Source organism: Paraburkholderia solisilvae, from assembly GCF_902859875.1.
Taxonomy (GTDB): Bacteria; Pseudomonadota; Gammaproteobacteria; order Burkholderiales; family Burkholderiaceae; genus Paraburkholderia; species Paraburkholderia solisilvae.
Genome location: NZ_CADIKF010000006.1, coordinates 141447 through 166618 on the forward strand (window position 1 = coordinate 141447; position 25172 = coordinate 166618).

Here is a 25172-nt window from a genome sequence, read left to right on the forward strand (position 1 = left end):
GCGCACAGACACGCCGCGTCTTCGCTACTGCCCCGCCGCTACGTCAACCCGAACGGATTGTCCGGCACGAACTCGTCGTCGGCGAATACGCTGCTTTCCGGCGGTTCGACAGTTTCGTCGATACATTGCACGTGCCACTGACCCTGTACCGCGGCGTGAGGTGCGCACGGATGCCATAACGCGCGTCCGCTTTCGCCTTCGAATGGACCGGCCGATGCGCTCAGGTCCAGCCCTTCGAGCACGCATTGCGACGCGCCGCCGTGCTGCCCCGCGATGCGCGTGTTGCCGCTCGCGCAGCTATAACGGCCCCATTCCGGCAGGTCGATGCCGGCGTGACCTTCGCGCGACCATTTGCGTGCGTGCGTGTCGAGCCACAGAATTGCGTACGTCGACGGCTCGGAGCAGTTGAACGTGTCGAGATGGACGGTGATGCGCATCGCTGGCTCCCTGTTCGGCATGGCGGTCTCGCCCCGGGTGGCGCACAGCGCCCGCACACCCGCGGCGCTGGGTGATCATTGGCTCATCACCCACTGAATCAACGTGTGCGCGTCTTCAGCGGAAAGCGGCGGAGCGTCGCGCTCGGGCGCGAGCGGCATCGCCATATCGCCCCAGTGCGAGCGGCCGCCGACACGCAACTTGTGTTCGAGCATCGACGCCGCGTCGGGCTTGTCGCGATAGCGCTGCGCGATCTGATGAAACGCGGGTGCGAGGAACGGCGCATCGGACGTATGGCAGAACATGCAATGCTGCTGATCGACGAGCGCGGTCGGTTCGTCGCGTTGCGCGGCGGCGAGGTCATATGCGAGCGCCGTCGATGCGGCGATGCAGACCGCGATCAGGCGTTGCGTCGATGAGGTCATGATGCAGGCTCCGTTAAGGAACACTGTAACCTTGGCGAGCCACGCGTTGTTGACGCATGTCAAACGTGCTGACGTTCACGCGTGGCGTGCGGTGCGGCGTAGAGTCTCGAGCATCAGGTGCATCGAATTGGCATGATGAATGCGCGCACCAGCACCACGCCCCGCTGCGGCGCGCATCCGCATCGCAGTCACACCAGCGCGAGCCCTTCCGGATCGACGATGCGAATCTGTTTGCCGCGCGTATCGACGAGCTTGTCGCGCTGGAACCGCGAGAACATCCGGCTGACCGTTTCGAGCTTCATGCCGAGATAGCAGCCGATTTCCTCGCGCGTCATGCGCAGGTGAAACTCCGCGGCCGAATAGCCGAGCGCCTTGAAGCGCTGCGACAGATTGAGCAGAAACGCGGCGACGCGCTGTTCGGCGCTCATCGTGCCGAGCAGCATCATCAGCGACGACTCGCGCACGATCTCGCTGCTCATGATCTGATGCACGTGATGCTGCATCGAGCGGATCTCCCGGCAAACGGTCTCGAGCTGCGCGAACGGAATCACGCAGACCACGCTGTCTTCCAGCGCGATCGCATCGGCGTTGTGATGGCCGGTGCAGACGCCGTCGAGCCCGAGCGCTTCGCCGGCAATCTGAAAACCGGTCACCTGTTCGCGGCCGTCGCGATGCATCACGATCGTCTTGAACGAGCCGGCGCGCACCGCGTAAATGCTCTGGAATTCGTCCCGCGCGCGATACAGCGCGTCGCCGCGCCGCACATGCCGTGTCGAGCAGATCATCGAATCCAGCTTGGCGAATTCCGCGGAGGTCAGGTCGGCCGGCATGCAGACCGCGCGCATCGAGCAGCCCGAGCAGCGCACCGGCGCCGGCCGCTTCGACGGCCTTTCTTCGGCGGACGCTTGGCGCGCGACGCCCGCGCACGGCGTCGCGTCGATCGCACGGATAAAGTGGACGGCCTTCCGCGCCGCGACGGGCAGGGCGGCTGCGGCTTCTTGAACGGTGGCGGTTGACATGCGCGGCTCCTTATTGATCGGCGACGCGCGGCGAACGCGTCAAGGCGAGGTTTTCGATGGTCCGGCAGGCCGCGTCGAACTCGGCGGTCTTGTCGAAGAAGTAATGCGCGCCGGCCGTCTTGCACGCGGCGCGGAACGCAGGCCCGGAATGGTTGGTCAGCGCGATCGTGACGACACACGGCATGGTCTGCGTCAGCGCGGCGATCAGGTCGACGCCGCTGCCGGTGGCCAGCCGCAAATCGACGACCGCGACGTCGGCCCGGCGCTCACGGATCGCCGCGAGCGCCGTGACGCCGTCTTCCGCTTCGCCGACGATCAGCGCGCCGGCAATCGTGCCGAATAGCAGCGCAATCTTGCGGCGCACGGTGGCGGCGTCTTCGACGAGAAAGATCCTGAGGGCGGCGATCGGCTGACTGGTATTCATGCAGACCAGTATCGACGCTGCTATCTCAAAATTAAATCAGTGGCGGTTGAAGTTCGGGTAGGGCGACGAGAAGTGCTGTAGGGGAATTCCTACAGATGGCGTAGTGGCCTGAGCGGGACTCAGGCTTCGTCCATATCCCCGAATAGCTGGTGCCGCATCGCGTAGCGGACCAGCGCCGCTTCGTGCGGCATCTGCATCTTTTCGAGGATGCGCATTTTGTATGTGCTGACGGTCTTCGAGCTCACGCAGAGTTCCTGCGCGATTTCGGTAATCGTCTGACCGGCCGCGATGCGGCGGAACACGTCGAATTCGCGGTCGGAGAGCCGCTGATGCGGTAGTGCCTCCGCCGGTTCGTTCAGGCTTTGCGCGAATCGCTCGGCCATCGCGAGGCTCACGTAGACGCCGCCCGCGGCGATTTTCGTGACCGCGCCGACCAGTTCGGCGCTCGCGCTTTCCTTGGTCAGATAGCCGGATGCGCCCGCTTTGAACGCGCGCACCGCATATTGCTGTTCCGCGTGCATCGTCAGCACGAGGATGCGCAGTTCCGGCAATTCGTCCTTGATCTGCCGGATCAGTTCGATGCCGTGGCGGCCCGGCATCGACAGATCGAGCACGAGCACCTGAGCGGGTGTCGCGCGCACGAGCGCGATCGTCGTCGTGCCGTCGCACGCTTCGCCGGCCACCTCGAAGCCGCTCGCGCCCTGCAGGATGTGGCGCAAGCCGTCGCGTACCACTGCGTGGTCGTCGGCTATCAGTACCTTGATCATGAGTGGTTCTCTTGCTGTTGCACCGCATGGCGCGGAAAGGAAACAGTAAGCGTAAAGCCCTGATCTTTCGCAGTATCGATGTTAACCACTCCGCCCAGCATGTGCGCGCGTTCGCGAATGCCGAGCAGGCCAAACGTTCTGTGGTCGCCCGCGTGCGGCGACTCGCCGGCTTCGTCCGTTCTGTCCGCGTTGTCCGCGTTGTCCGTCGCGTCCGCTTCGTCCGCTTTGTTCTTTGCGTCCGGTCCGTCGATGCGGTGCTGCGCGCCGCGTCCATTATCGGCGACCTGCAGTACGCAGTCGTTGGCGCCGGTGGTCAGGCGCAAGCGCACCTGCGAAGCGTCCGCGTGCCGCGCGACGTTGCTCAATGCCTCCTGCACGATGCGGAAGATCGCGGTGGCCGCTTCGGCGGTGAAGTTCGTGTCTTCCGGTTCGATATGGTGTTCGATGCGGATGCCGTGGCGGTACGTGAAATCGTGCGTGAGCCAGTCGATCGCGGCGATCAGCCCGAGGTCGTCGAGCATCACCGGCCGCAGGTCGGCTGCGATGCGCCGCAGCGACGCGACCGTCGTATCGACGAGCCGGCTCATGCGGTCGAGGCGCACCAGCGCCTGTTCGAGCGGGACGCCCGCGGGCAGCGGGTCGAGCGGCCCGTCGAGCAGCGGCGTAGCCGGCCGTGCGCGCTGCAGCGGCAGCAGCGCCTGTCCGACTGTCGCCAGATCGATCTTCAGCACACTCAACTGCTGGCCGAGATCGTCGTGCAATTCGCGCGCGATGCGGGTCTTTTCCATTTCGCGCGCCTGCTGCAGGTTCGCGGACAGCTCGCGCAATTCCTCGCGCGATTGCTTGAGCGCGCCGTCCGCGCGCACCCGTTCGGTGATGTCGCGCAGGATCACCGTATAAAGCTTGCCGTCGCCGTCGCGAATCTGCGAAATCGACGCTTCGAGCGGAAATTCGTCGCCGTTCGCGCGCAGACCGAACAGCACGAGCTGCTTGCCCATCTGCCGTTCGGACACGCCGGTCGCGCCGAACCGTTCGACGTGCTGCGCGTGCGCGGCCCTGAAACGTTCGGGGATGAAGCGCGACAGCGGCGTGCCGAGCGCGTCCGCGGCCGGTACGCCGAACACGCGCTCGGCCATCGGGTTGAAGTTCACGATGTTCTGCGTGTCGTCGATCGTGATGATCGCCTCCATCGACGCGCGCACGATGCTCATCATCCGCGTCTCGTCGCGGGACGTGTCGACGCTCGCGCGGGCGGCCGCACGGGCATACGCGACGTACAGCGCGAGCGCGGCGAGCACGGTTGCCGCGGCGCATGCGGCCAGATAGGGCGCGGCTGACGCTGCGCCGTCGCTCGCGGCGCCGCAGCCGAACACCGGGAACGCGAGCGTGAGCGCCGAGCCGAGCGCGATCGACGCGCCGACGATCACGCACAGCAGAACGGCCGCGGCCGGGCCGCCTGGCCGCGTGACGATGACGGGGGTCATGCTGGAATCTCCATGCTTATGTGCGGCCATCGGTGGGGTGTCCGGCTGGTCGACCGGAATGCGGCGATCCACCCGTATTGCTGCGCTCGATCAGCCGGCGCCGGCGGATAGCGGGATCGCGATCATGCGGGCGGCGCACGCGGGATTGTGCACTTTTGATTGTGGTACGCCAATATCCAGCGCGCTGCCGCGGTGTGCGGTGCCGCCGTGAGCGGTGAACCGTGAACCGTGAACCGCGAACCGCGAACCGTGAACCGTGAACCGTGAACCGTGAACCGTGAACCGTGAACCGTGAACCGTGAACTGTCCGCAACGTCGGCAGCAAGTATCGCGCCGCCTCGAACGCGCAAGCGCCCACAATGGGCGCCGCTGCATCATGCGTTCGCGGGCCGTGACCTGCGGCCCGCGTCATCGCGCGAGCCGCATGCGCTGCGCGCCGGCAGCGCATCGTTCAGCGCGTCAATGCGACATCAGCACCGGCACCGTCATCGATTCGAGCAGCGTGCGCGTCGCGCCGCCGAGCACGCGTTCCTGCGCCCGCGGATGACCGAATGCGCCCATCACGAGCAGGTCCGCGTGCAGGTCGGCGACGCGGTTCAGCAGCGTCGCGCCGGTGCTCACGCCGGCGACGGCCGGCGTCGTCGAGAACGATGCGCGGATGCCGTGGCGCTCGAGGAACGCGGCCACGTCGATCGACACGGGCGGTTCGCCGTGCGTTCCGTCGCCGTGTGCATGCCGCTCGACCGACTCGATCGTCGCGAAACGCGCACGCCTGATGAGCGGGAGCGAGTCGGACAGTGCGCGCGCCGCTTCACGGCTGCCGTCCCACGCGACCACGACGTTTTCGCCGAGCGTCGCAATCTCGCCCGCATACGGCAGGACGAGCGCCGGGCGGCCGCATTCCATCAACAGGTCTTCGATGAAGTGCCGGGCGACATACGCCGCCGGATCTTCCGGATCGCGCTGGCCGAGCACCAGCAGATCCGCATGGCGCGCGTGCAGCGTCGCGATCTCGACGGCCGGCCCGGGCGGCGCGCGCCATTCGACGCGGTCGCAGCCGGCGCGCTGCGCGGCGTCGTGAAACGCGGTTTGCGCGTGCAATTGCCGTTGCATGTGCTGTTCTTCGAGCGTGGATAGCTGCATGCTGTCGTCCATCCTGAACAGCGGCTGAAACAGGTCCTGGCTCACCACATAGAGCCCGATCAGATGCGCGTCGAAGCGCTGCGCGAGATCGAGCGCGACGGCCACCCGCGCCGCGCAGCGACGGCTATCGTCGATATGGACCAGCAAGGTCTTGTAGCTCATGAGCGTTCCTTTTCTGCGGGGGATGAGGCGGTGTCGCCGCCGTCGGGCAGCAGCGCGCCCGCGGGAATCAGCAGGACCGGGCACGGCGCGTCGCGCACCACCCGTTCCGCGACGCTGCCGAGCACGAGACGCCGGAAGCCGCGGCGCCCGTGCGTGCCCATCACGATCAGATCGGCGTGGCATTCGAGCGCCGACAACTGGATGCGCTGCGCGATGTCTTCGCTGGGCGCCGACGTATCGACGATGCGCGGGTTGCCGTTGATGCGCAGCGTCGCCATCCGGTCGCGCGCGTCGGCGATCACGCGTTCGCCGTCGTCGCGCAGCGCGTCGCGCAACGGCACTGGATTGAAGCCGGGCGTGCCGAACGCGATGCCCGGCATATCGATCACGTAAAGCGGGTGCAGCAGCGCCTGGTTTTCGCGCGCGAGGCGCAGCGCCACATCGAGCGCCTGGTGCGACGTTTCGCTGCCGTCGAGTGCGACAAGAATGCTTGAATACATGAGGTCCCCTCCATGCGGAATGCGGCTGCCGTATCCGTTCGCCGCGCTTTCCGGCGGCGTATTGCGCGTCTAACGCGACATCAGCACGGGCAGGGTCATCGTTTGCAGCAGCGTGCGCGTGGCGCCGCCCATCACCAGCTCGCGCCAGCGCGAGTGGCCGTAGGCGCCCATCACGATCATGTCGCAGCCCTGGTTGTGCGCGGTCGACAGCAGCACGTCGCCGACCGGCGTGTCCTTGTTCGTGTCGACTTCGAGCACGTCGACGGCCGCGTCGTGGCGCGCCAGGGTCAGCGCGATATCCGCGCCGCAAAAACGCTCGCCTGGCGGCTCCCCGGCGCTGCCGCGCACCGTCAGGACCGTGCACTTCTTCGCGCGCGACAGAAACGGCACCGCGTCATACGCGGCACGCGCGGCTTCGCGGCCGCTGTCCCACGCGATCAGAATCCGCTCGCCGATCGTCGATGGCGTGCCTGCATACGGCAGCACCAGCACCGGCCGTCCGGCCGCCATCACCGTGTATTCGACGAAGTTGTCGTCGATATACGACTCGGGGTCGCCTGGATCGGTCTGGCCGAGAATCACGAGATCGGCGTAGCGCGCGTGTTGCGGCACGCTTGTATTGGCGGGCTGGTTCGGGCTGACGAAGCGCGCATCGATGTGCGCGCGCCGCGTTTCCGCGTGGAACACCCGTTCGAGTGCGCCGCGCTGCTGCTCGCGCCGCCGCTCGTGCGTCGCGTAGTAGTCGGCGGTGCCTGCCATCACGAAGAACGCGCGGGAATCGGGTTCGTACGTCGCGTAGAGGCCTGTCAGATGCGCGCCGAAATGTCGCGCGAGTTGCAGCGCGGCATCGAGCCGGCGCGGGGTACGTTCGCTGTTGTCCAGATGGACGAGAAGGCTCTTGTAGCTCATCGCAGTGGCTCCGTCGCAAGCGCCGGGCGGATCGGCCGCCGGCCTTCATTCGAGTCTATGTAACGTGGCGCGCGCCGCGTTGACGCAGATCAAGCGCCGTTGCGGCGCGGCGCGCTTGCGCGCTGGTCGCGCGGCGGCGTGGGCGGACGCGTTTGACCGAGGTCAAGGCCGCCGCGCGCGTGCGGCCTACACTGGCTGCAGCACCTGCATGAACGTGCATGAACCTGCATGGACCTCAGCGAACGGAGAACCAGTCATGAAAGCACTCGTTTATCACGGGCCGGACAACAAGTCGCTCGACGATCGGCCGATGCCGGAACTCGCGGCGCCGACCGATGCGATCGTCAAGGTCACGCGCACGACGATTTGCGGGACCGATCTGCACATCCTGAAGGGCGACGTGCCGACCTGCGAGCCGGGCCGCATTCTCGGCCACGAGGGCGTCGGCATCGTGCATAGCGTCGGGGCAGCGGTGCAAGGGCTCGCGGTTGGCGATCACGTGCTGATTTCGTGCATCTCGTCGTGCGGGCAATGCGACTATTGCCGGCGCGGCATGTATTCGCATTGCACGACCGGCGGCTGGATTCTCGGCAACCGCATCGACGGCACGCAGGCGGAATACGTGCGCATTCCGCACGCGCAGACGAGCCTGTACCGCATTCCTGCCGGCCTCGACGAGGAAGCGCTGGTGATGCTGTCGGACATTCTGCCGACCGGCTTCGAATGCGGCGTGCTGAACGGAAAGGTGCAACCCGGCGGCAGCGTCGCGATTGTCGGCTCCGGTCCGATCGGCCTCGCCGCGCTATTGACCGCGCAGTTCTACTCGCCCGCGCAGATCGTGATGATCGATCGCGACCCGAACCGCCTCGAAGTCGCGCAGCAGTTCGGCGCGACCGGTTGTATCGATGCGAGCCGGCAGGACGCGGTTGCCGAAGTGATGCGGCTGACCGACGGCGTCGGCGTCGATTGCGCGATCGAGGCGGTCGGCGTGCCGGCGACGTTCGAGTTGTGCACGTCGCTGGTCGCGCCGGGCGGTGTGGTCGCGAATGTCGGCGTGCATGGCCTGAAGGCGGATTTGCATCTCGAGAAGCTGTGGGATCGCAATGTTGCGATCACGACGCGCCTCGTCGATACGGTCAGCACGCCGATGCTGCTGAAGACCGTGCGCGCCGGAAAGCTCGACCCGCGGCGACTGATCACGCATCGCTTCCCGCTTACGCAAGCGCTCGATGCATACGATACGTTCAGCCGCGCGGCGGACACGCACGCGCTGAAGGTGGTGATCGAAGTCGGCTGAATTCGCCTTGCACCGCGGGTCGGTTGTGAGGCGGCGACGCGAACGGCTCATGCCTTGGCGGCGCACCCGTGTTTATCGAAGGGATTGCACGATGCAGGTCAATCGGAAGGCGCTGGTCGTTTATTACTCGCGAAGCGGCACCACCAGCCGGCTTGCGGACGTGCTGGCCGGGATGCTGCCCGCCGATTGCGAGCCGATCCGCGAGCGGGCAGGGCCGGCGCGGCGTGAAGGCGTGCGCGGCTTTGCGCGGTCGATTGCCGATGTGGTCTGGCGCCGGCGCGTGGAACTGGAGCCGTCGTGGTTCGACGTGTCGCGCTACGAGATTGTCGTGATCGGCACGCCGGTGTGGGCGAACTGCGCGTGTGCGCCGGTGGCGACGTGGCTCGCGGAGCACGCGCGGCAGTTGCGGCACGTCGCATTCTTTTGCAGCGAAGGCAGCCACGGCAGCGAGAAGGCCTTTACGCAGATGAGCCAGCTTGCCCGCATCTCACCGGTTGCGACCTGCGCGGTGAGCGCGCGCGATTTGCACACGATGCGCGACTACGCGCTGCTCAATGCGTTTGCGGCGAAGGTACGCCGCCGGCTTGCCGCGCTGGAGACAATCGAGTGGACGTTGTAGCCGGGATGGCGCGCGGGGCGCGCGCCTTTCGCAGAGCGTCCGTTTCAGGCGAACCGCTTGCGCGGCGTGGTCGCCTCGCGGGCTTCGCGCGCGTGCTGGCAGGCGCTGTCTGCGCGGCAGGCATGACGGGTTGCACGTTGCCGCTCTTCGCCTCTCATGCGCAAAATCGCGCCGCCTCTTTCCGGCAAACCGAAATCGAACTCGCACAGGCGCGCGAACAGGCGTCGTTCGTCTGCGCGGACGAGGATGCGTGCGACCGCACCTGGGAACGCGTACAGACCTACGTCGAACAGCATTCGGCCACGCGGATCGTGCGCATCAGCGACACCGCGATCGAGACCGGAATGCCGCATCAGTTCGGCGTCGCGTATTTCTGGGCGGAACGAACGCGCGATAGCGACGGCGCAACGCATATCCGTCTGAAGGGCATGTGCCGCGGCATGTACACGAGCGACGGCGGCCCGGGCTGGACCTATGCGACCTGCGCCACGCAGATCGCCGCGGCGGAGTCGGGGTTTCGCGATGCGGTGCGGGGGTGAAGCGTCGCGGTGCGGGGTTAAGCATCGCGGTGCGGGGTTAAGCATCGGATAATCACTGAACCGCATTGGCCGTACGGCGCTGTGTCGACAGGAGATCGCAGACGATCAGCACGAGCAGCGCCGCGGGCACCACGAACGGAAACCAGAACAGGTCGGTGAGTTCCGCGCCCGCGCCTGCGCCGATGCTATAGCTGAGCCATGCGAGACCCGGCATCAGCACTTCCTTCAGTTCCGGGCGCTTCGCCGGCGCCTGGCCGGCTGCCGGCGGGCGCCGCGCGGCGGGAATCAGATAGCGCCCCACCAGCGCATCGGAAAACTTCACCATATTGTTGGTCACGACAATCGTTTGCAGCGACACGCCGCCGAACCGCGAGATCGTCTCGCCCTGCATCGCCATGGCGAGCGCGAGCAGCGGCAATTCGAACATCGGTTGTGCCGGATGAAGCAGGCGCACGACGCCCGCGACGATCAGTAGCCCCGCCATCAGCACCAGTTCGAGCGGCGGCCGGCGCAAATGCCAGCGCACGAGGCTCGAGATCACGCCGCCGATAAAGAACAGCCCGACCGCGAAGCCGATCGTGCCGAAGCGCGCCCATTGCGCTTTCGCGAGCGTGAGGCCGAGCTGAACCGTATTGCCGGTCATGATGCCTGGATAGATTCCGCCGAAGTCCTTGAATCCGATTACTTCGACGTAGCCGGCGACCGCCGATAGCCCGGCGACGCGCCGCAACAGGACGGCCAGTGAAGTTTCGGCTGGCGTGTTCATCGTGCGATATCCGTTTGCGGGGTGGGCGGGGTGGGCTGAGCAGAAGGCAACGCGCTGAATTCTTCGCGCAGTGCGGCGCCATGCTGGTCGAGCGTCGGCGCGCCGGTGCGCACGCGCGGGTCCGGATAGCCGCTGATCTTCACCGGGTTGCCCGGCATGCGCAGGCCGCCCGCTTCGATCAGCATGTTGCGTGCCTCGGTTTGCGGCAGTTTCGCCGCTTCCTCGACATTCAGCACCGGGCCGACCGGCACGCCCGCCGCGTGAATCACCTCGAGCCAGTGCGCGGCGGTTTCGCGGGACAACGCCGCTTCGAGTTCGGCTTTCAGTTGCGCTTCATGCGCGATGCGATCGGCGTTCGTTGCGAAGCGCGCGTCGGCGGCCAGCTCGGGGCGGCCGATCGCCGCGCACAGCAGACCGAACAGGTGGTCGTTGCCGCAGCAGATCACGAACGGCTTGTCGGCCGCGGCGAACACGTCGAACGGCGCCATGAACGGATGCCGGTTGCCGATGCGCTGCGGCGCGTTGCCGGTCGACACATACGACATGAAGCCGTGCTCGAGGAACGCGAGCGTCGCGTCGAACATCGCGACGTCGACGTGCGCGCCTTGGCCGGTTCGCTCCCGTGCGTACAGTGCGCTCGCGATGCCGCAGAACATGAAGACGCCGCCGCACAAGTCGGATAGCGACGTGCCGACGCGTGTCGGCGGGCCGTCGGGAAAACCGGTTTCGTCCATGATGCCGCTCATCGCCTGGACGATCGTGTCGTACGCGGGAAAGGTGGACAGCGGGCCGGTCTGACCGAAGCCCGACGACGACGCGTAAATCAGGCGCGGATTGATCTCCGCGAGCGCCTCGTACGAAAAGCCGAGCTTCGCCATCGTGCCGGGCCGGAAGTTTTCCGTGAGCACGTCGGCTTGCCGGACCATGTTCAGGAAGATCGCGCGGTCTTCATCATGCTTCAGATTGAGCACGATGCTTTCCTTGCCGCGATTCACGAAGCTGAAGTAAAGCGATTTGTCGCCGACGTACGGGCCGTACGTGCGCGTGTCGTCGCCGTGGCCCGGCGGCTCGATCTTGATCACGCGCGCGCCGAGGTCGCACAGAATCGTCGTGCCGAACGGACCGTTCAGCACGTGCGTGAGATCGATGACCAGCAGGTCGTCGAACGGGCCTTTGCTGTTTCCTTCATGCTGCGCAGTGTGTGACATGAAGTCCGCCTGTTTGTTTGAGGTTCGATGTGGGGTGGATCGCGCGCCGGGCCGTTGCGCGGGTGGCGCCTCGCCCGGTGCGGATGGTCTTCGCTTCGTCTACGCGCCGTGCGGCTTCACCGCGCTTTGCGGGTTCAGATTCTTCAGGTGGCCGCTTTCGGTGCCGGTCGCCGGATCGATCACGCAGTTGATCAGCGCCGGCGCGCGCGATTCGAGCGCTTCGCGCAGCGCACCGGCAAGGCTGTCCGGGCTGGTCACGTGATAGCCGGCGCCGCCGAACGCTTCGATCAGCTTCTCGTAGTGCGCGGTTTTCATCAGTACGGTCGGCGCGGTGTCGGTGCCGCCTGCGCGATTCACGTCGTCGCCGCGATAGATGCCGCCGTTGTTGAACACGACCACGGTGACCGGCAGCCGGTAGCGGCAGATCGTCTCGAGTTCCATGCCGCTGAAGCCGAACGCGCTGTCGCCTTCGATCGCGACGACCGGGTTGCCCGACTGCACCGCCGCGCCGATCGCGTAGCCCATGCCGATGCCCATCACGCCCCAGGTGCCGGCGTCGAGACGCTTGCGCGGCGCGATCATATCGATCACATTGCGCGCGATGTCGAGCGTATTCGCGCCTTCGTTGACCACGTACACGTCGGGGCGATCGGCGAGCACATCGCGCACGGCGCGCAGCGCGCTGTAGAAGCCCATCGGTTCGGACGGCGCCGCGAGGCGCGCGGCCATCTTCTGCGCGTTCGCGGTCTTGCGCTGCGCGATTGCGTCGAGCCAGGCCGGGTCGGGCCGCACGTCGCCCTGTTCGATCCGGGCCACCAGCGACGCGACCGACGATCTGATGTCGCCGATCACCGGCGCGGCGATCGGCCGGTTGCTGTCGATTTCGGTCGGGCACACGTCGAGCTGGATGAACTTCGCGGACGGCGACCATTGCGGCGCCTTGCCGTGACCGAGCAGCCAGTTGAGCCGCGCGCCGATCAGCATGACCACGTCGGCCTGTTCGAGCACGAACGAGCGCGCGGACGCGGCGGACTGCGGATGATCGTCGCGCAGCAGGCCCTTGGCCATCGACATCGGCAGGAACGGCGCGCCGGTGCGTTCGACGAAGGTGCGCAACGTGTCGTCCGCCTGCGCGTACGCGGCGCCTTTGCCGAGAATGACGAGCGGCCGTTGCGCGTGCCGCAGCAGATCGAGCGCGCGCTCGATCGCATCGGGCGCGGGCAATTGCCGCGGCGCCGGATCGACGATGCGCACGAGCGATTGCGCGCCGGTCTGCGCATCGATCGCCGTGCGCAGCACGTCGGCGGGCAGATCGAGATAGACGCCGCCCGGGCGGCCCGATACGGCGGTGCGGATCGCACGCGCGACCGCGATGCCGATATCTTCGGGACGGTTCACGCGATACGCGGCCTTCGCATACGGCTTCGCGGCGTTCATCTGATCGAGTTCTTCGTAATCGCCTTGCTGCAAGTCGACGATCGCGCGGTCGCTCGAACCGCTGACGAGAATCATCGGGAAGCAGTTGGTTGTCGCGTTCGCGAGCGCGACGAGGCCGTTCAGAAAGCCCGGCGCGGAGACCGTCAGACAGATGCCGGGGCGCTGCGTCAGATAGCCGGTAATCGCAGCTGCGTTGCCGGCGGATTGCTCGTGCCGGAAGCCGAGATAGCGGATGCCGCTCGCTTGCGCGAGCCGTGCGAGGTCGGTGACCGGAATGCCGACCACGCCGTAGATCGTGTCGATGTGATTGAGCTTCAGCGCATCGACGAAGAGATGGAAGCCGTCGGTTTGCGCGGACGGTTCCGTTGCGGTTGTGACCATGGAATGCCTCATCAGGTGAGCCGCGCGGTTTAAGCGCGGTTGGGCTGCGTTGCGGCACGCTCACCGCGGCTACGGGGAGGGCGTGGGCGGTGCCGCATGCGCGGCCAGGGTCGGACTCAGACTCGGGCCAGGGCTCAGACGACTTTCTTTTCGCGCAGCCTGGCGATGTCGCCGGCGCTGTAGCCGAGACGCGCGAGCACTTCGTCGGTGTGCTCGCCGAGCAGCGGCGCACCGGTAATGGCCGGCGTGAACGACGAGAACTTGATCGGGCTGCCGACCGTGAGGAATTTGCCGCGCTTTTTCTGTTCGACCTCGACGATCGTTTCGCTCGCGCGCAGCGTCGGGTCGTACGCGATTTCCTTCATGTTCAGCACCGGCGCGCACGGCACGTCGAACTTGCGCAGGATGTTGACCGCTTCGAACTTGGTCTTGTCGGCAAGCCAGTGCTCGATCTCGTCGAAGATCTGGAAGATGTGCGGCTGACGCGCGCGCGCGGTCGCGTAGGCCGGATCGTCGGCCCATTCCGGTTTGCCGATTGCCTGGCAGGTCGGGCCCCAGTCCTGCTCCTGAACGGTGAAGTAGATGTACGCGTTCGGATCCGTTTCCCAGCCTTTGCACTTGAGGATCCATCCCGGCTGGCCGCCGCCGCCCGCGTTGCCGCCGCGCGGCACGACGTCGGTGAACGTGCCGTGCGGATATTGCGGATATTCCTCGAGATAGCCGACGTGTTCGAGACGCTGCTGGTCGCGCAGCTTCACGCGGCACAGGTTGATCACCGCGTCCTGCATCGAGACCGACACCTTCTGGCCTTTGCCGGTTTTCGCGCGGCCCATCAACGCGGTCAGGATGCCGATGGCGAGATGCATGCCGGTGTTGCTGTCGCCGAGCGCGGCGGCGCTGATGGTCGGCGGACCGTCCCAGAAGCCGGTGGTCGATGCGGCGCCGCCCGCGCATTGCGCGACGTTTTCGTAGACCTTGATATCGGAGTAGCTGGACTGCTCGTTAAAGCCCTTGACCGAACCGAACACGAGGCGCGGGTTGAGTTCCTGCAGATGTTCCCACGTGAAGCCCATGCGATCCATGGCGCCGGGGCCGAAGTTTTCGACGAGCACATCCGCTTCGCGGATCAGCTTCTCCATGATCGCCTTGCCTTCGGGCGTTTTCGTATCGAGTTCGAGCGAGCGCTTGTTGCTGTTGAGCATCGTGAAGTACAGCGCGTCGAGATCGGGGAAATCGCGCAACTGGCGACGCGTGACGTCGCCGACGCCGGGTCGCTCGACCTTCAGCACATCGGCGCCGAACCACGCCAGCAATTGCGTGCACGCGGGACCGGCTTGCACGCCGGTGAAGTCGATTACCTTGATTCCGGCGAGCGGAAGATTCGTGTCGGACATGTCGGACTCTCTAGCTTGCGAGGGCAGGCATACGCATTGACGGCGTGGCGGGCGGCGGAGCGGCGTGCGCGCGAGCGAAGCAATGCGTGCTTGACCCTTTGGGTTGGCTTGAACGGTATTGAGCGGCGTTTGTTGCCGACCGGGGCCGCATTGGCCGGAGTCACGAAAGCGGTGAAACAGACGACGCTTCAATACGTTTAGTGTGTGATTGAAGTGCCTGTTTCAGATTGATTTGAATCAAGCGATGATGTGTGGGGCGTCTGGAAGAATACGGAGGGCTGACGATTATTACGGTTGGGGTACGGGACGCATGCGTTCGCGCCGGGAATGCCGATGACCGCGCGAACCTCCGCGCGCAAACCAGCCTCTTAGCGAGAGACGAGCGACTTCGCGAGCTCAGCAAATCGCTCGACGCTCTTCGACGAAAACGGCTCCCGCCACATAACGGTCTGCTCGAGCACATACGGTTCAGCCAATGGCACATACGCGACCCCGGACCGCTGCAGCGCCGACGTGAAACTCGGCACGATCGCAACGCCGCGCTCGGCCGCCACAAGCGACACCAACGTCGTAATCTGCGAAGCGGCCGGCCCCCTATGCGGCACGATGCCTGCCTTCGCGCACAGTGCATCCAGCGCTGCGGCCAACGCGGACCCGAATCCCGCCGGATAAGTCAGAAAGACTTCTTTAGCGAGTTCACCGAACTCGATCTTGTCTTTGCCGGCATAAGGTCGTGTCGACGGAACCACCGCGACAAGCGTATCTCGCGCAATGACCCGCGATTGAATTCCCGGTGCGCCTGCTTTTGTCGCCGACCACCCGAAGCCGATATCCAGCGTCCCATCAACAATCTGCTGGGCTTGACTCACCGACGACACTTCCCGAAACAGCAACTCCACTTCCGGCAGATTGCGACTCACATTGCGGATGATGTCCGAGAACACATCGGACATCGGAATCGAACTGGCATAACCGATCACGAGACGTCCGACCATGCCTTGCGCCATCTTGCGCGCGGTCGAATCCGCTTCGTCGACTGCACGAAGGACGGCGCGCGCCTGTTCGAGAAACAGCGTGCCCTCGGGCGTCAGGCGGACCGCGCGCGTCGAACGTTCGAACAGGCGAATGCCGAGTTCGGCTTCGAGCGCGGTGATGTGACGCGTCAGCGGCGGCTGTGCGATGCGCAGACGCAACGCGGCGCGCCCGAAGTGCAATTCGTCGGCGACGGTCACGAAGTAGCGCAGGCGGCGCAGGTCGAGCATTTTTATCTTTCCGGTATCAATGACGACAGAAACGGTATTGGCGTGCGCGAGCCTGGGTTGTCAGACTGTCCGTTTAGCAAGCAGGACAATACCAGTGAACAGAAGAACAGTTCGACTCGCGTTCTTTCTTTGTGGATGCGCGGCATTTATCAATCTCTATGCGACGCAAGGCATCTTGCGTGAGCTTGCCGCCGCGTTCGGCGTGACTGCGGAACATGCCGGGCAAGGCGTGAGCGTGACCACGCTGGCCGTTGCCATTATCGCTCCGTTCGTGGGCACGCTCGCTGCACGGTTTGAGCGGCGCAAGGTGATTGCGTATGCGGCGATGGTGGGGGCGTTACCGGTTATCTGGTCCGCGCATGCCGCGGGATTTGAATCGTTTCTCGCGGCGCGCTTTGCCGCAGGCGTGTTGATGCCGTTTGTGTTTGCAATTTCGATTGCTTATATCGGCGAGATGTTTGTGCGTGAGGAGGCGACGGAGATGAGTGCGTTGTTTGTTGCGGGCACGACGCTTGGTGGGTCCGCGGGGCGATTCGTGACTAACCTCTTCACGTCCTTGATCGGTTGGCGTCATGCGCTCGATGTGATCGCGTTGCTTTGCCTTGCGACGGGTGTGATGATTTATATGTGTTTGCCGTCGTCGGGTGTCGCGCGTGTGGATGACGAGGGGGCGCGTGGCTCACGATGGGCTATGCTGACGCGGCGTCCGTTGCTGGCTGCGTTTCTGGTCGGCGCGTGTGTGCTCGCGTCGCAGATTGCGACGTTCACGTTTGTCGGGCTACGCCTCGCGGCTGCTCCGTTTCGTTTCAACACGGTTGAGATTGGGGCGATCTATGCGGTGTTTCTGGTGGCGGTTGTTGTGACGCCGATTGCGGGACGCGTCGCGGCGCGACATGGGCCGCGCAATACTGCGCTTGCCGCGGTTGTGCTCGCGTTCGTAGGTGCGCTGTTGACGCTTTCCGATAGCGTCAGCGTGATTCTGATCGGACTTGCGCTTGGATCGACAGCGGTGTTTGTCGAGCAGGCGTCGGCGAATTCGTTTATCTCGCAGACGGCTGCCGGGGTGAGGTCGACGGCGATCGGTGTTTATCTGTCGTTTTACTACTTCGGTGGGAGCCTCGGGTCGGTTCTGCCAGTTCCCTGGTGGCGGCATTGGGGCTGGCCGGGATGTGTGGCGTTTGTCTTAGGTGCGCAAGCGATGGTGGCTGTGCTGGTGTTTCTTTTCTGGCGTGCGGGTACCGCTGTCGGCTCTGTGAAACTGAGGCCGTGTGAAGTCACACGTACGCAGTAGTTCTTTTCGAATCAGCGTTTTCACGAGGCAAGAAGCGACAGCGATTGTCCTGATTTTCTTCGTACAAGTGTCACGGAGTAAGCAAAAGCGACTGCGCCTGCTGGAGCAGTGCGCGCGACGCGGCATATTCGTTACGGCCTGCCATCGTCAGGGCTGCGTGTGCCGTTTGCACGAAAAGCGCATCGTCAGAAGTTGCGTTGCCTCGTTCGATGCCGACACCGGGCTGCTCGAATCGGCGAAAGAATGCGTGACATTCGAACGCGTCTTCGCGCATGTTTTCAGGGCCGTTCGTGGCCAGCATCTCGGCGGCCGCAGCCAGTTGTCGCAGCGCGGCCACGAAGTCAGCGTGTTCCATACAAGGTCCCTCGCGTTTTTTTCGCCAACTACCTCAGGGAGTGCGTCTCGGGTTACCGTCAGTTACAGAACTGAATGTTCCGTCGCACCTGCTTCTATCTGTCGTCCCTAGAATGCGCCTGATCTCCTCTGCTCTGCAACCGGTGAAAACAGGTCAGACGCGGAGAACCTCATGAGACGCGCCGCCGCTTTTCGCGAAGCAGGGGCTGTCAGTCAGCATGCCGGAGGACAGGATGCACGATTCAATGTCGGTTACTGCAAGCAAATCTGTTGATGGCGAGATGGTTAGCGCAGAGTTTTTATGTGACACCGGCCGTCTGCGGATTGTCGGCGGGGACACGCTTCGATTGGAGTGGTTTCCGCCTCATTCATGGATTGCGTTGGCGTCCGTGTGCGGACATAGCCGATGGGGTACTCGGCCTGATGAGGAAGCCTTGCTGCTGCTCATCGACAATGTTGCGGGTTCGCCGGCTTGTTAGCCGCTGTCTTGCGTGAGTCAGGTTGCATCGTTGATATGCCGGATCGCGCGTGGCTACAGTGATGTCGGTGTCTATCAGGCGACGTTATTCGTGACTCCGCTGCAAGTGCGCCGGGCGCGGCGTATGCTGGCGAGATCGAACCTGGTACGACACCCGACTGCGGCGTGCCAGTCCTGTCGACTGGTACGCCGCGATCTTGTATGTCCTCGATGGAGTGACGACATGACTATACCCAGTGAACAAGCGGCTCAGGAAACGGTTGAGCGCTTCTATCAGGCATTTTCGTCAAAAGATATCTCGCTGCTGCGCCAGGTGGTCACGAGCGATTGGGAGTACATTCCTGAGCCTCCCGGCGCTGTTCCGGGCCCCGATCAGATGAGCAAGATTTTCGAGAACATCGCGACCGCATTGCCGGACATGAACGTTCATATCCTCGATCTTCTTGTTCACGGCGATCGTGTCGGTGTCCGCGCCGAGGTGACGGGTACGCAGACGGGGACGCTGCTCGGCATCGCGGCGACGTCAAAACATGTCCATTTCGCGATCCATTCTTTTCACCGGATGCGTGACGGATTGATCGCCCAAACGTGGCATCTGGAGGATTGGCTGGCGGTGTTTCGACAACTGGGCGAGTTGCCGAAGAGTTTCGACCTCGTGTGAACGCATGTGAATGCACGCGGTCGCGTCGGTCGCGGGTTCGGCGCATTAAAGTGGAGCCTGGTCGCATGGGACGCAGTAGACTCTCGTCTGTGCAGTAAGCACGGGTAGGGCTTAGGCTTGACCCATGGTGCTGCGAGCAAAGTGAAGGTTGCCGGCGAAAGCGCGGGTGTGGCAATCAAAACGGTGACGAAGCCCGCAGCCGCGAACCGGGTTCGCGCGAAGAAGGCGCCGGCAAAGAACGCAGCTGGTGTACAGGCGCCGCAATCTGCAGGTGCTTAGGCGACGACATAAGGGAGTGCAGAACACTAGATGAATCACGCGAGCGACACGCAGCCACGGGACGTAGCGGTCCTGCTGAACGCCGTTCCGCATCCCGCTGCGGATGCGTCGGAGCCTTTCGTCGTTGCGAACGAACGGCAAGTGGCGGTTGCATATCGAATTGACGAGACGGAGTTCGAGCGCTTCGGACCGTTCGCCGAGGGCGACGACCCATTTTGTGCCGTTGTGTTTTCGGAAGCCGCGTTTCATCAGTTCGGGCCGCCCAACGACGACGATCTTGACGCGCATCCACTAGCGCAACACGGCTTGCGTCGATATTGCGCCCATGAGATTGAGAACTCGTCTCTGGTGCTGGATACCTGGGGTCAAGCGTCGGCTGCCGATGGGTGGCGACACTTCGTGCTGACGTTTCAAGACAATACATACGAGTGTGTTGCGGCGGACTGCACGTTGGTTGGGATTTACGGAAACGGAGATATTGCCCGCAGGGAGGCGTTCTCGCTGTGCGGGTGAGGCCGCCTTGATGCAAGGCCTTGGGATGCTCTGCCGATCTTCCCCAGAAAATATTGGAAGCAGAGGGGACCCTTCCGATCACCGTCGTCTAGCCGTGCAGACTGGCTATGTTTTGTCGCTGTCAGATGCCGGCTTTCTCACGACGGTTTCCGATGCCTTTAACGATCGCCCATCGTTGCGCGTCAAGCTGAGCTTCTTTACGGCTTTGCCCGTGTCGCGCTCGATGAGCACCGAGTGTTTTTCGCCTTTGCGGAAAAGGTGGGCTTCGCCCCACTGACGAAGCGTCACGACAACCGGGAAGAATTCCTGTCCCTTCTTTGTCAGCCGATATTCCTGATAGGCGGTGCCGTCCGACGCCGGCACAATTTCCAGTATTCCTTCGTCGACCAGCATCTTGAGCCGCAGCGTCAGGATGTTGCTCGACACACCGAGACTGTCGCGGAAATCGCCGAATCGGCGCACGCCATCGAATGCATCGCGGATGATCAGCAGCGACCACCGGTCACCGACGAGGTCGGCTGCCCGTGCGACCGGGCAGGCCGAACCGCCCGGTAGTTTCTCTTTGCGCATTGTTCTCTCCATCACAACACCTTGCACGCTCTCGCCCGGCAAGAGCCGCGACGTTTCCCTCATCCTGACCTCGGTAAACTAGTTGCATTTTAGAACAAGTTTACCTAGAGTCACACTAGTTTCAAATCGCAACTAGTGTGAGGATTCACGAGAATGGGTAATCCGCGTTCGTCTTCCGCAGGAAGACATTCCACAGAACAGGGGTTCGGCGACGGCCCGCTGATTCCCGCAAAGGTTGCGCTGCTTGCGGCGTGCTGTGCCGCAAGTGTCGCAAACGTCTACTATGCGCAGCCGTTGCTGGATGCCATCGCGCGGGACTTTCGCATTACGCATGCCGATGTGGGAGGCGTCATTACCGCGACGCAGTTCGGGTGCGCGATCGCGCTGCTTTTTGTGGTTCCGCTGGGGGATCTGCTGGACCGGAAGCGGCTCATCCTGTTGCAGTTGATCTTGCTGGTGTTGTCCTGCATTGGCGTGGCGATGTCGTCATCGCCGTGGATGCTGCTGGCAGCAATGGTCTGCGTGGGGCTGCTCGGGACCGCGATGACTCAAGGTCTGATTGCGTATGCCGCGACCCTCGCGGCGCCGGCGGAGCGCGGGCGTGTGGTGGGTGCGGCGCAGGGTGGGGTTGTGATCGGTCTGCTGCTTGCGCGTACGCTTGCTGGTTGCGTTGCCGATGTAGCGGGTTGGCGTGCAGTGTACTTCATGTCGGCGTGCATCGCGGTCGTTATGCTGGTTGCGTTGTTGCGAAGGCTACCCGCGTCGAATGCGCCGCGTGCACAACTCGCGTATGGCGCGTTGCTGCGGTCAATGGGTTCGCTGCTGCTTCACGAAAAGACGTTGCAGATACGCGGCATGCTCGCGATGCTGATGTTTGCGGCGTTCGGCATCTTCTGGAGTGCGTTGGTGCTACCGCTCAGCGCTGCACCGTGGTCGATGTCGCACACGGAGATTGGCGCGTTTGGGCTGGTAGGTGCGATGGGAGCGTTGGCGGCTGCGCGCGCGGGACGTTTGACCGATCGTGGGTATGGGCAGATCACGACGTTTGTCGCACTCGTCATGCTGCTTGCTGCGTGGGCGCCTCTTTTCTTTACGACACGATCGATTCCGTTGTTGATTGTCGGTATCGTTCTGCTGGACGTCGGTGGGTCGGCCATTCATGTCGTCAATCAAAGCATGATTTTCAATGCGCGGCCGGAACTGCATGCGCGGCTCGTTGGGTGCTACATGCTGTTTTATTCGGTCGGGAGTGGGTTGGGCGCGATTGCGTCGACTTCGATTTACGCGCGCAGTGGTTGGGGTGGGGTGTGTGCGTTGGGGGCGGGGGTGAGTTTGCTGGCGTTGGTGTTTTGGGCGGTGACGGTTCGGCGAGGCGCCCATTCGGCTTCGGACGATCTGCCGGATCGGCAGATCGTCGATGTGGAACATATCCGCTGAAGTCTTGTCATGCAGCTAGCTGAGAATCCGGTCGAGGCGATACCTTGAGTGAGGTTCCGTTAAACCCGAGTAACGCTGAACGTGATGCGCACGGATCTCTTCCTGCGAAAAACTCACGTCAGGGAATGATGCCTTACGCGCGTTCGGCCACAAGGTTCGGCACCATGCGGATGCTCGTCGCAAAGTTCGAGAAGTTCGGCGAAGTCTTCATGATCAGCTGATGCAATTCTTCCACCTTCTCGCGCGGGGCATTCGACTTGATGCGAACCGTGTAGTGGACCACTTCATAGCCGGGCTTGATTGCCGGATCGAGACCCAGGAACCCGCGAAGATCAAGCGTGCCTTCGGTTTCGATTTCGAGCGAGTCGAGCTTGATGCCCATCGCCGCCGCATTGGCGGCGTAGCCTACCGACATGCAAGCGTTGAGCGCCGCCATCAGAAGCTCTTGCGGATTAGCTGCGGTATTGCTGCCTAGGAGTTCAGGCGGTTCGTCGGCGGGAATTTCAAAGTGACGGTTGAACGTCGCGCCGTTGAGCTCGTATGCGGACACGGTCGACACCGTCCTCGTCTGCCCCTTCCATTCGGTCTTAACTTTAAAAGCCGCTATGCCTTTTTCGTCGTTGTCTCTCACGTCCTCGACAAAATCGTTGAGCGCTGCGACGTCGATTCCGTTCAGATTCACGCCAGGTCCTGTTCCGTTCATCAAAGCACCTTCCGTCCGTTGATTATGGTCGGAAATGTTACGTTGCGGCACACTTTGTCTCTACACACCGTTTGGTTAGTAGCAAGTGAAGATCAGCATGAAGCGGCATGACAGCGCAGGTGATGACCGATCAGAAAGCGAAGGACGGATTTGGGTGCAGTCGGTGAGTTCGCGCCATGCAACGTTGGCGCCCACCGATTCTACTGACCTATTGGATAGCGCGATCTCGAACGACAGCACTACATGGCAGAAGCGTATCGGCTTCGTCAAGCTCGATAGCGTGATGGGTTCCCCATTCGATCAAGGAATACAGCACGGGCCGCAGGCTTTCGCCAAGTGAAGTCAGCCGGTATCCCTGACTTTCGCGGGCGCTGGCTTGCCGGCTCACCATGCCGTGTTCCTCCAGTGCTCGCAGTTGCTCGATCAACACCTTCTGCGAGATGCCGGCAATGCGATTCTCCAGCTCGCACGTGCGTTGCGGGCCTTCCAGCAGCACGTAAAGGATGACCGCTTTCCAGCGTCCAGAAAGTACGGCTAGCGCGCGCTCGACGGGCAAGCCGGGTAGTCTCTTGATGATCTTCATCGCGTACCACTAACCAAAGCGTGTGTGGATGGAAATGACTTTAGGCGAATAAGCTGCGGGTAAGCAAATTCACCGAAGGAATATCCATGATAGACCCGTTCGAACCTCAACTGCTCGGCGCGACTGTCCCGCTGAAGAATCGCATTGTCATGCCGCCGATGACCCGGACACGGACGTCCGACGGTGACGTTCCCAATGCAATGATGGCGACGTATTACGGACAGCGTGCCGGCGCCGGTCTGATCATAACCGAAGCGACCGATGTGGCGCCGTCGAGCAAAGGCTACGCCTCTACACCTGGCATATACAGCGAAAAACAGCTGCAGGGCTGGCGGTTGGTGACCGATGAAGTTCATCGCAAAGGCGGCACGATATTTGTGCAGTTGTGGCACGTTGGCAGGATGGCTCATCCGTCACTGATGCCGAATGGCGAGGCGCCTTGGGGGGTGACTGAGCAAACGGCCGAGAATTCGGATGTGTTCGCGCATGGCGAGGATGGCAAGCTGCGCTATATGCGTGCAGGGGCGCCGAGGCGCATCAGTACGGATGAAGTGTCGGCTTTGGTTGGAACTTTTGCGCAGGCTTTTGCTAATGCGTGGGAGGTCGGCTTTGATGGTGTCGAGATTCATGCGGCTAACGGCTATCTGTTCGAGCAGTTTACGAACTCGGTTCATAACACTCGCACGGATCGCTACGGTGGCGGCAGTATGGAAGATCGGACGCGGTTTCTGATGGAAGTTGTTGACGCTGCGATGCGCGAGTTGGGGCCGGGGCGCGTAGGCGTGCGACTGTCTCCGTTCGGTGCGTATAACTCGATGCCTGAAGACCCGCTTGCCGAGGAGACGTTCCTGTACGTTTGCGAGCAATTGGCACGCCGTGGGGTGGCCTATATTCATGTGCTTTATCAGTTGCTGCCACGGGGGAATATGGAGAGCGCCGAGTTCAAGGAGCTTCATGTCGACCATGCTGTGCTTGCTAAGGCGCGGGCGGCGTTTCCGGGGGCGATTATCTGGTGTGGTGGGTTTACGGACCTTGAGAAGGTTCAGGCTGCGCTCGATACCGGGTTAGTGGATCTGGTTGCGATGGGGCGGCCGTATATTGGTAATCCGGATCTTGTCGAGCGTCTTAGGAACGGTTGGCCGTTGGTTGTGGCGGATCGGTCTGCTTATTACACCCGGAATGGCGAGGTGGGGCTCACGGACTTTGCAGCTTATTCGAAGGCTGGGGCTGGGGTTTTGTGCTGCCTGGATTAAACACGCAGGGTGAGGGGCGGGGCCGGGTGGCTCCGCCGACGGTTGTGCGAAGCGATGTCGTGCTGGCGATCACATGCAGTGGACCAGACTGAATCTCACAGAGGTTGGTTTCTCATGCTGGCGCGCGTCGGCGCGAAACGACGTCCAATATGATCGGCAATACGCTGATCGCACTGCACCGTCATCCGGACCAGCTCGCGTTGTTGAAGCGCGACAGGCCGCTAGTGCCGAAGCGGTGCTCGAGTGCCTGCGGTGCGATGGGTCGGTACAAACGTGCGTGCGATCGCCACTGGAAGGTATCGAAGTCGATGGCGTCGAACTCGCGCGCGGCTCGTACATTTTTATGATGCCGGGTTCGGCCGATCGTGATCCGCTGAAATTCACCCAGCCGGATCGACTTCTTATCGAACGTGACGAAGCGCGCGCTGACGGTTGGCGCAGGGATTCATCACTGTCTGGGCTATCGCCTCGCACTGATCGAACTCGAGACGGCGCTTGATGTGCTGCTCGAGCGTTTGCCCAATCCCGAGCTTCCCGAACTCGACCAGCCTGGCTGGAATCAGCGCGGCAATCTGCGCGGCGTGACTTCGCTGGTTGCGCGATGGTAGGAATGCGCAACTCGTGACGGTACACGCGGGCTTTTTTTCCGATTGTGTTCCTGACGACGCAACCACGCGCGACAGTAATCACGGATAAAGCGGCGCGATTCAATGCTTCGGCAATGACCGCATATCTTCGTTGTCGATTCTATTCGGCTTTCACGTCTTCGCGTTCGTAAGGAGCGACTGGTGGGCTCGGCGCACGAGTCCGGAATAGTGGCATACCGACGAGTGTTTTGGTCGTGGATTGAAGATAGTTGTCAACGTTGGCTTCTTTCGT

Annotated in this window: 26 protein-coding genes and 1 pseudogene; 9 read left to right on the forward strand and 18 right to left on the reverse strand. The window is 63.3% G+C overall.

The annotated features are described in order from the left end of the window. Positions 1-38 precede the first annotated feature (38 nt). The 9 genes and pseudogenes from HV675_RS06150 to HV675_RS06190 all read right to left on the reverse strand — a co-directional run bounded on the left by HV675_RS06150 (position 39) and on the right by HV675_RS06190 (position 7268). Positions 39-437, reverse strand: coding sequence for a DUF3564 domain-containing protein (locus tag HV675_RS06150; RefSeq protein ID WP_175109928.1), 399 nt, complete (start codon positions 435-437; stop codon positions 39-41). Between the two features lie 75 nt (positions 438-512). Continuing rightward, positions 513-860, reverse strand: coding sequence for a c-type cytochrome (locus tag HV675_RS06155; RefSeq protein WP_175109930.1), 348 nt, complete (start codon positions 858-860; stop codon positions 513-515). A 188-nt stretch (positions 861-1048) separates the two neighbouring features. Beyond that, on the reverse strand, positions 1049-1879 hold the full coding sequence (fnr, locus tag HV675_RS06160; protein WP_175109932.1) for a fumarate/nitrate reduction transcriptional regulator Fnr: 831 nt from the start codon (positions 1877-1879) through the stop codon (positions 1049-1051). 10 nt (positions 1880-1889) lie between these two features. Next, a complete protein-coding gene (locus HV675_RS06165) occupies positions 1890-2303 on the reverse strand; it encodes a response regulator (protein ID WP_175109933.1) in 414 nt (137 codons plus the stop codon). Positions 2304-2422: 119 nt separating this feature from the next. Further along, entirely contained in the window at positions 2423-3070 is a 648-nt protein-coding gene (locus HV675_RS06170; protein ID WP_175109935.1) for a response regulator, read from the reverse strand. Further along, positions 3067-4470, reverse strand: a pseudogene (locus HV675_RS06175) (PAS domain-containing sensor histidine kinase); the annotation flags it as partial. The gene HV675_RS06170 and the pseudogene HV675_RS06175, both read right to left, overlap by 4 nt. Before the next feature lie 543 nt (positions 4471-5013). Next, complete coding sequence (locus HV675_RS06180; RefSeq protein WP_175109938.1) at positions 5014-5859, reverse strand: universal stress protein; 846 nt, start codon at positions 5857-5859, stop codon at positions 5014-5016. Then, positions 5856-6359 carry a universal stress protein gene (locus tag HV675_RS06185; protein WP_175109940.1) on the reverse strand — a complete coding sequence of 168 codons (504 nt, stop codon included), beginning with the start codon at positions 6357-6359 and terminating at the stop codon, positions 5856-5858. The genes HV675_RS06180 and HV675_RS06185 overlap by 4 nt, the downstream gene beginning before the upstream one ends. 69 nt (positions 6360-6428) lie before the next feature. Next, complete coding sequence (locus HV675_RS06190) at positions 6429-7268, reverse strand: universal stress protein (RefSeq protein ID WP_175109942.1); 840 nt, start codon at positions 7266-7268, stop codon at positions 6429-6431. A gap of 256 nt (positions 7269-7524) precedes the next feature. Between HV675_RS06190 and HV675_RS06195 the strand changes: the two genes are divergently transcribed. The 3 genes from HV675_RS06195 (at position 7525) to HV675_RS06205 (ending at position 9723) form a co-directional block, all read left to right on the forward strand. Then, the gene (locus HV675_RS06195) at positions 7525-8565 is read left to right on the forward strand and encodes a zinc-dependent alcohol dehydrogenase family protein (protein WP_175109943.1); all 1041 of its coding nucleotides are present in this window, start codon (positions 7525-7527) and stop codon (positions 8563-8565) included. 91 nt (positions 8566-8656) lie between these two features. Beyond that, complete coding sequence (locus tag HV675_RS06200; RefSeq protein ID WP_175109945.1) at positions 8657-9184, forward strand: flavodoxin; 528 nt, start codon at positions 8657-8659, stop codon at positions 9182-9184. Continuing rightward, positions 9172-9723: a hypothetical protein gene (locus HV675_RS06205; protein ID WP_246270115.1), complete on the forward strand. Its 552-nt coding sequence runs from the start codon at positions 9172-9174 to the stop codon at positions 9721-9723. The genes HV675_RS06200 and HV675_RS06205 overlap by 13 nt, the downstream gene beginning before the upstream one ends. Positions 9724-9775: 52 nt before the next feature. Here HV675_RS06205 and HV675_RS06210 read toward each other — a convergent pair whose 3' ends face one another. The 5 genes from HV675_RS06210 to HV675_RS06230 form a co-directional block, all read right to left on the reverse strand. Further along, complete coding sequence (locus HV675_RS06210; RefSeq protein WP_175109947.1) at positions 9776-10489, reverse strand: YoaK family protein; 714 nt, start codon at positions 10487-10489, stop codon at positions 9776-9778. Beyond that, positions 10486-11697: a CoA:oxalate CoA-transferase gene (yfdE, locus tag HV675_RS06215; RefSeq protein WP_175109948.1), complete on the reverse strand. Its 1212-nt coding sequence runs from the start codon at positions 11695-11697 to the stop codon at positions 10486-10488. The genes HV675_RS06210 and yfdE overlap by 4 nt, the downstream gene beginning before the upstream one ends. 99 nt (positions 11698-11796) lie before the next feature. Then, the gene (oxc, locus tag HV675_RS06220; RefSeq protein ID WP_246270116.1) at positions 11797-13515 is read right to left on the reverse strand and encodes an oxalyl-CoA decarboxylase; all 1719 of its coding nucleotides are present in this window, start codon (positions 13513-13515) and stop codon (positions 11797-11799) included. Between the two features lie 134 nt (positions 13516-13649). Beyond that, on the reverse strand, positions 13650-14909 hold the full coding sequence (gene frc, locus HV675_RS06225; RefSeq protein ID WP_175109953.1) for a formyl-CoA transferase: 1260 nt from the start codon (positions 14907-14909) through the stop codon (positions 13650-13652). Positions 14910-15277: 368 nt separating this feature from the next. After that, positions 15278-16171 (reverse strand): LysR family transcriptional regulator, encoded by an 894-nt coding sequence (locus tag HV675_RS06230; RefSeq protein WP_175109955.1) that lies wholly within the window; start codon positions 16169-16171, stop codon positions 15278-15280. A gap of 94 nt (positions 16172-16265) precedes the next feature. On the opposite strand from HV675_RS06230, the gene HV675_RS06235 reads away from it, so the two are divergent. Beyond that, the gene (locus HV675_RS06235) at positions 16266-17462 is read left to right on the forward strand and encodes an MFS transporter (protein ID WP_175109957.1); all 1197 of its coding nucleotides are present in this window, start codon (positions 16266-16268) and stop codon (positions 17460-17462) included. A gap of 70 nt (positions 17463-17532) precedes the next feature. Here the strand turns inward: HV675_RS06235 and HV675_RS06240 are convergent, their stop codons facing one another. Beyond that, positions 17533-17817, reverse strand: coding sequence for a hypothetical protein (locus HV675_RS06240; RefSeq protein WP_175109959.1), 285 nt, complete (start codon positions 17815-17817; stop codon positions 17533-17535). 700 nt (positions 17818-18517) lie between these two features. Here HV675_RS06240 and HV675_RS06245 point away from each other — a divergent pair. Both HV675_RS06245 and HV675_RS06250 read left to right on the forward strand, forming a co-directional pair. Then, positions 18518-18955 carry an ester cyclase gene (locus tag HV675_RS06245; RefSeq protein WP_175109961.1) on the forward strand — a complete coding sequence of 146 codons (438 nt, stop codon included), beginning with the start codon at positions 18518-18520 and terminating at the stop codon, positions 18953-18955. Between the two features lie 309 nt (positions 18956-19264). Further along, positions 19265-19747, forward strand: a complete 483-nt coding sequence (locus HV675_RS06250; protein WP_175109963.1) for a hypothetical protein — start codon at positions 19265-19267, stop codon at positions 19745-19747. A 105-nt stretch (positions 19748-19852) separates the two neighbouring features. Here the strand turns inward: HV675_RS06250 and HV675_RS06255 are convergent, their stop codons facing one another. Continuing rightward, positions 19853-20317 carry a winged helix-turn-helix transcriptional regulator gene (locus HV675_RS06255; RefSeq protein WP_175109964.1) on the reverse strand — a complete coding sequence of 155 codons (465 nt, stop codon included), beginning with the start codon at positions 20315-20317 and terminating at the stop codon, positions 19853-19855. Positions 20318-20470: 153 nt separating this feature from the next. Here HV675_RS06255 and HV675_RS06260 point away from each other — a divergent pair, with 153 nt between their 5' ends. Then, positions 20471-21754 (forward strand): MFS transporter, encoded by a 1284-nt coding sequence (locus HV675_RS06260; protein ID WP_175109966.1) that lies wholly within the window; start codon positions 20471-20473, stop codon positions 21752-21754. 133 nt (positions 21755-21887) lie between these two features. Here the strand turns inward: HV675_RS06260 and HV675_RS06265 are convergent, their stop codons facing one another. Then, the gene (locus HV675_RS06265; RefSeq protein ID WP_175109968.1) at positions 21888-22457 is read right to left on the reverse strand and encodes an OsmC family protein; all 570 of its coding nucleotides are present in this window, start codon (positions 22455-22457) and stop codon (positions 21888-21890) included. 208 nt (positions 22458-22665) lie between these two features. Further along, positions 22666-23040 (reverse strand): winged helix-turn-helix transcriptional regulator, encoded by a 375-nt coding sequence (locus HV675_RS06270; RefSeq protein WP_175109970.1) that lies wholly within the window; start codon positions 23038-23040, stop codon positions 22666-22668. Positions 23041-23126: 86 nt separating this feature from the next. On the opposite strand from HV675_RS06270, the gene HV675_RS06275 reads away from it, so the two are divergent. Then, positions 23127-24293 carry an alkene reductase gene (locus tag HV675_RS06275; RefSeq protein WP_175109972.1) on the forward strand — a complete coding sequence of 389 codons (1167 nt, stop codon included), beginning with the start codon at positions 23127-23129 and terminating at the stop codon, positions 24291-24293. A 410-nt stretch (positions 24294-24703) separates the two neighbouring features. Beyond that, positions 24704-24901 (forward strand): hypothetical protein, encoded by a 198-nt coding sequence (locus tag HV675_RS06280; RefSeq protein WP_175109974.1) that lies wholly within the window; start codon positions 24704-24706, stop codon positions 24899-24901. The last annotated feature ends 271 nt before the right edge of the window (positions 24902-25172 follow it).

Bases quoted from the DNA above. Each gene is read 5' to 3' on its own strand.
- HV675_RS06150 (WP_175109928.1), bottom strand. From the start codon at position 437: ATGCGCATCACCGTCCATCTCGACACGTTCAACTGCTCCGAGCCGTCG.
- HV675_RS06155 (WP_175109930.1), bottom strand. From the start codon at position 860: ATGACCTCATCGACGCAACGCCTGATCGCGGTCTGCATCGCCGCATCG.
- fnr (WP_175109932.1), bottom strand. From the start codon at position 1,879: ATGTCAACCGCCACCGTTCAAGAAGCCGCAGCCGCCCTGCCCGTCGCG.
- HV675_RS06165 (WP_175109933.1), bottom strand. From the start codon at position 2,303: ATGAATACCAGTCAGCCGATCGCCGCCCTCAGGATCTTTCTCGTCGAA.
- HV675_RS06170 (WP_175109935.1), bottom strand. From the start codon at position 3,070: ATGATCAAGGTACTGATAGCCGACGACCACGCAGTGGTACGCGACGGC.
- HV675_RS06180 (WP_175109938.1), bottom strand. From the start codon at position 5,859: ATGAGCTACAAGACCTTGCTGGTCCATATCGACGATAGCCGTCGCTGC.
- HV675_RS06185 (WP_175109940.1), bottom strand. From the start codon at position 6,359: ATGTATTCAAGCATTCTTGTCGCACTCGACGGCAGCGAAACGTCGCAC.
- HV675_RS06190 (WP_175109942.1), bottom strand. From the start codon at position 7,268: ATGAGCTACAAGAGCCTTCTCGTCCATCTGGACAACAGCGAACGTACC.
- HV675_RS06195 (WP_175109943.1), top strand. From the start codon at position 7,525: ATGAAAGCACTCGTTTATCACGGGCCGGACAACAAGTCGCTCGACGAT.
- HV675_RS06200 (WP_175109945.1), top strand. From the start codon at position 8,657: ATGCAGGTCAATCGGAAGGCGCTGGTCGTTTATTACTCGCGAAGCGGC.
- HV675_RS06210 (WP_175109947.1), bottom strand. From the start codon at position 10,489: ATGAACACGCCAGCCGAAACTTCACTGGCCGTCCTGTTGCGGCGCGTC.
- yfdE (WP_175109948.1), bottom strand. From the start codon at position 11,697: ATGTCACACACTGCGCAGCATGAAGGAAACAGCAAAGGCCCGTTCGAC.
- oxc (WP_246270116.1), bottom strand. From the start codon at position 13,515: ATGGTCACAACCGCAACGGAACCGTCCGCGCAAACCGACGGCTTCCAT.
- frc (WP_175109953.1), bottom strand. From the start codon at position 14,909: ATGTCCGACACGAATCTTCCGCTCGCCGGAATCAAGGTAATCGACTTC.
- HV675_RS06230 (WP_175109955.1), bottom strand. From the start codon at position 16,171: ATGCTCGACCTGCGCCGCCTGCGCTACTTCGTGACCGTCGCCGACGAA.
- HV675_RS06240 (WP_175109959.1), bottom strand. From the start codon at position 17,817: ATGGAACACGCTGACTTCGTGGCCGCGCTGCGACAACTGGCTGCGGCC.
- HV675_RS06245 (WP_175109961.1), top strand. From the start codon at position 18,518: ATGACTATACCCAGTGAACAAGCGGCTCAGGAAACGGTTGAGCGCTTC.
- HV675_RS06250 (WP_175109963.1), top strand. From the start codon at position 19,265: ATGAATCACGCGAGCGACACGCAGCCACGGGACGTAGCGGTCCTGCTG.
- HV675_RS06255 (WP_175109964.1), bottom strand. From the start codon at position 20,317: ATGCGCAAAGAGAAACTACCGGGCGGTTCGGCCTGCCCGGTCGCACGG.
- HV675_RS06260 (WP_175109966.1), top strand. From the start codon at position 20,471: ATGGGTAATCCGCGTTCGTCTTCCGCAGGAAGACATTCCACAGAACAG.
- HV675_RS06265 (WP_175109968.1), bottom strand. From the start codon at position 22,457: ATGAACGGAACAGGACCTGGCGTGAATCTGAACGGAATCGACGTCGCA.
- HV675_RS06270 (WP_175109970.1), bottom strand. From the start codon at position 23,040: ATGAAGATCATCAAGAGACTACCCGGCTTGCCCGTCGAGCGCGCGCTA.
- HV675_RS06275 (WP_175109972.1), top strand. From the start codon at position 23,127: ATGATAGACCCGTTCGAACCTCAACTGCTCGGCGCGACTGTCCCGCTG.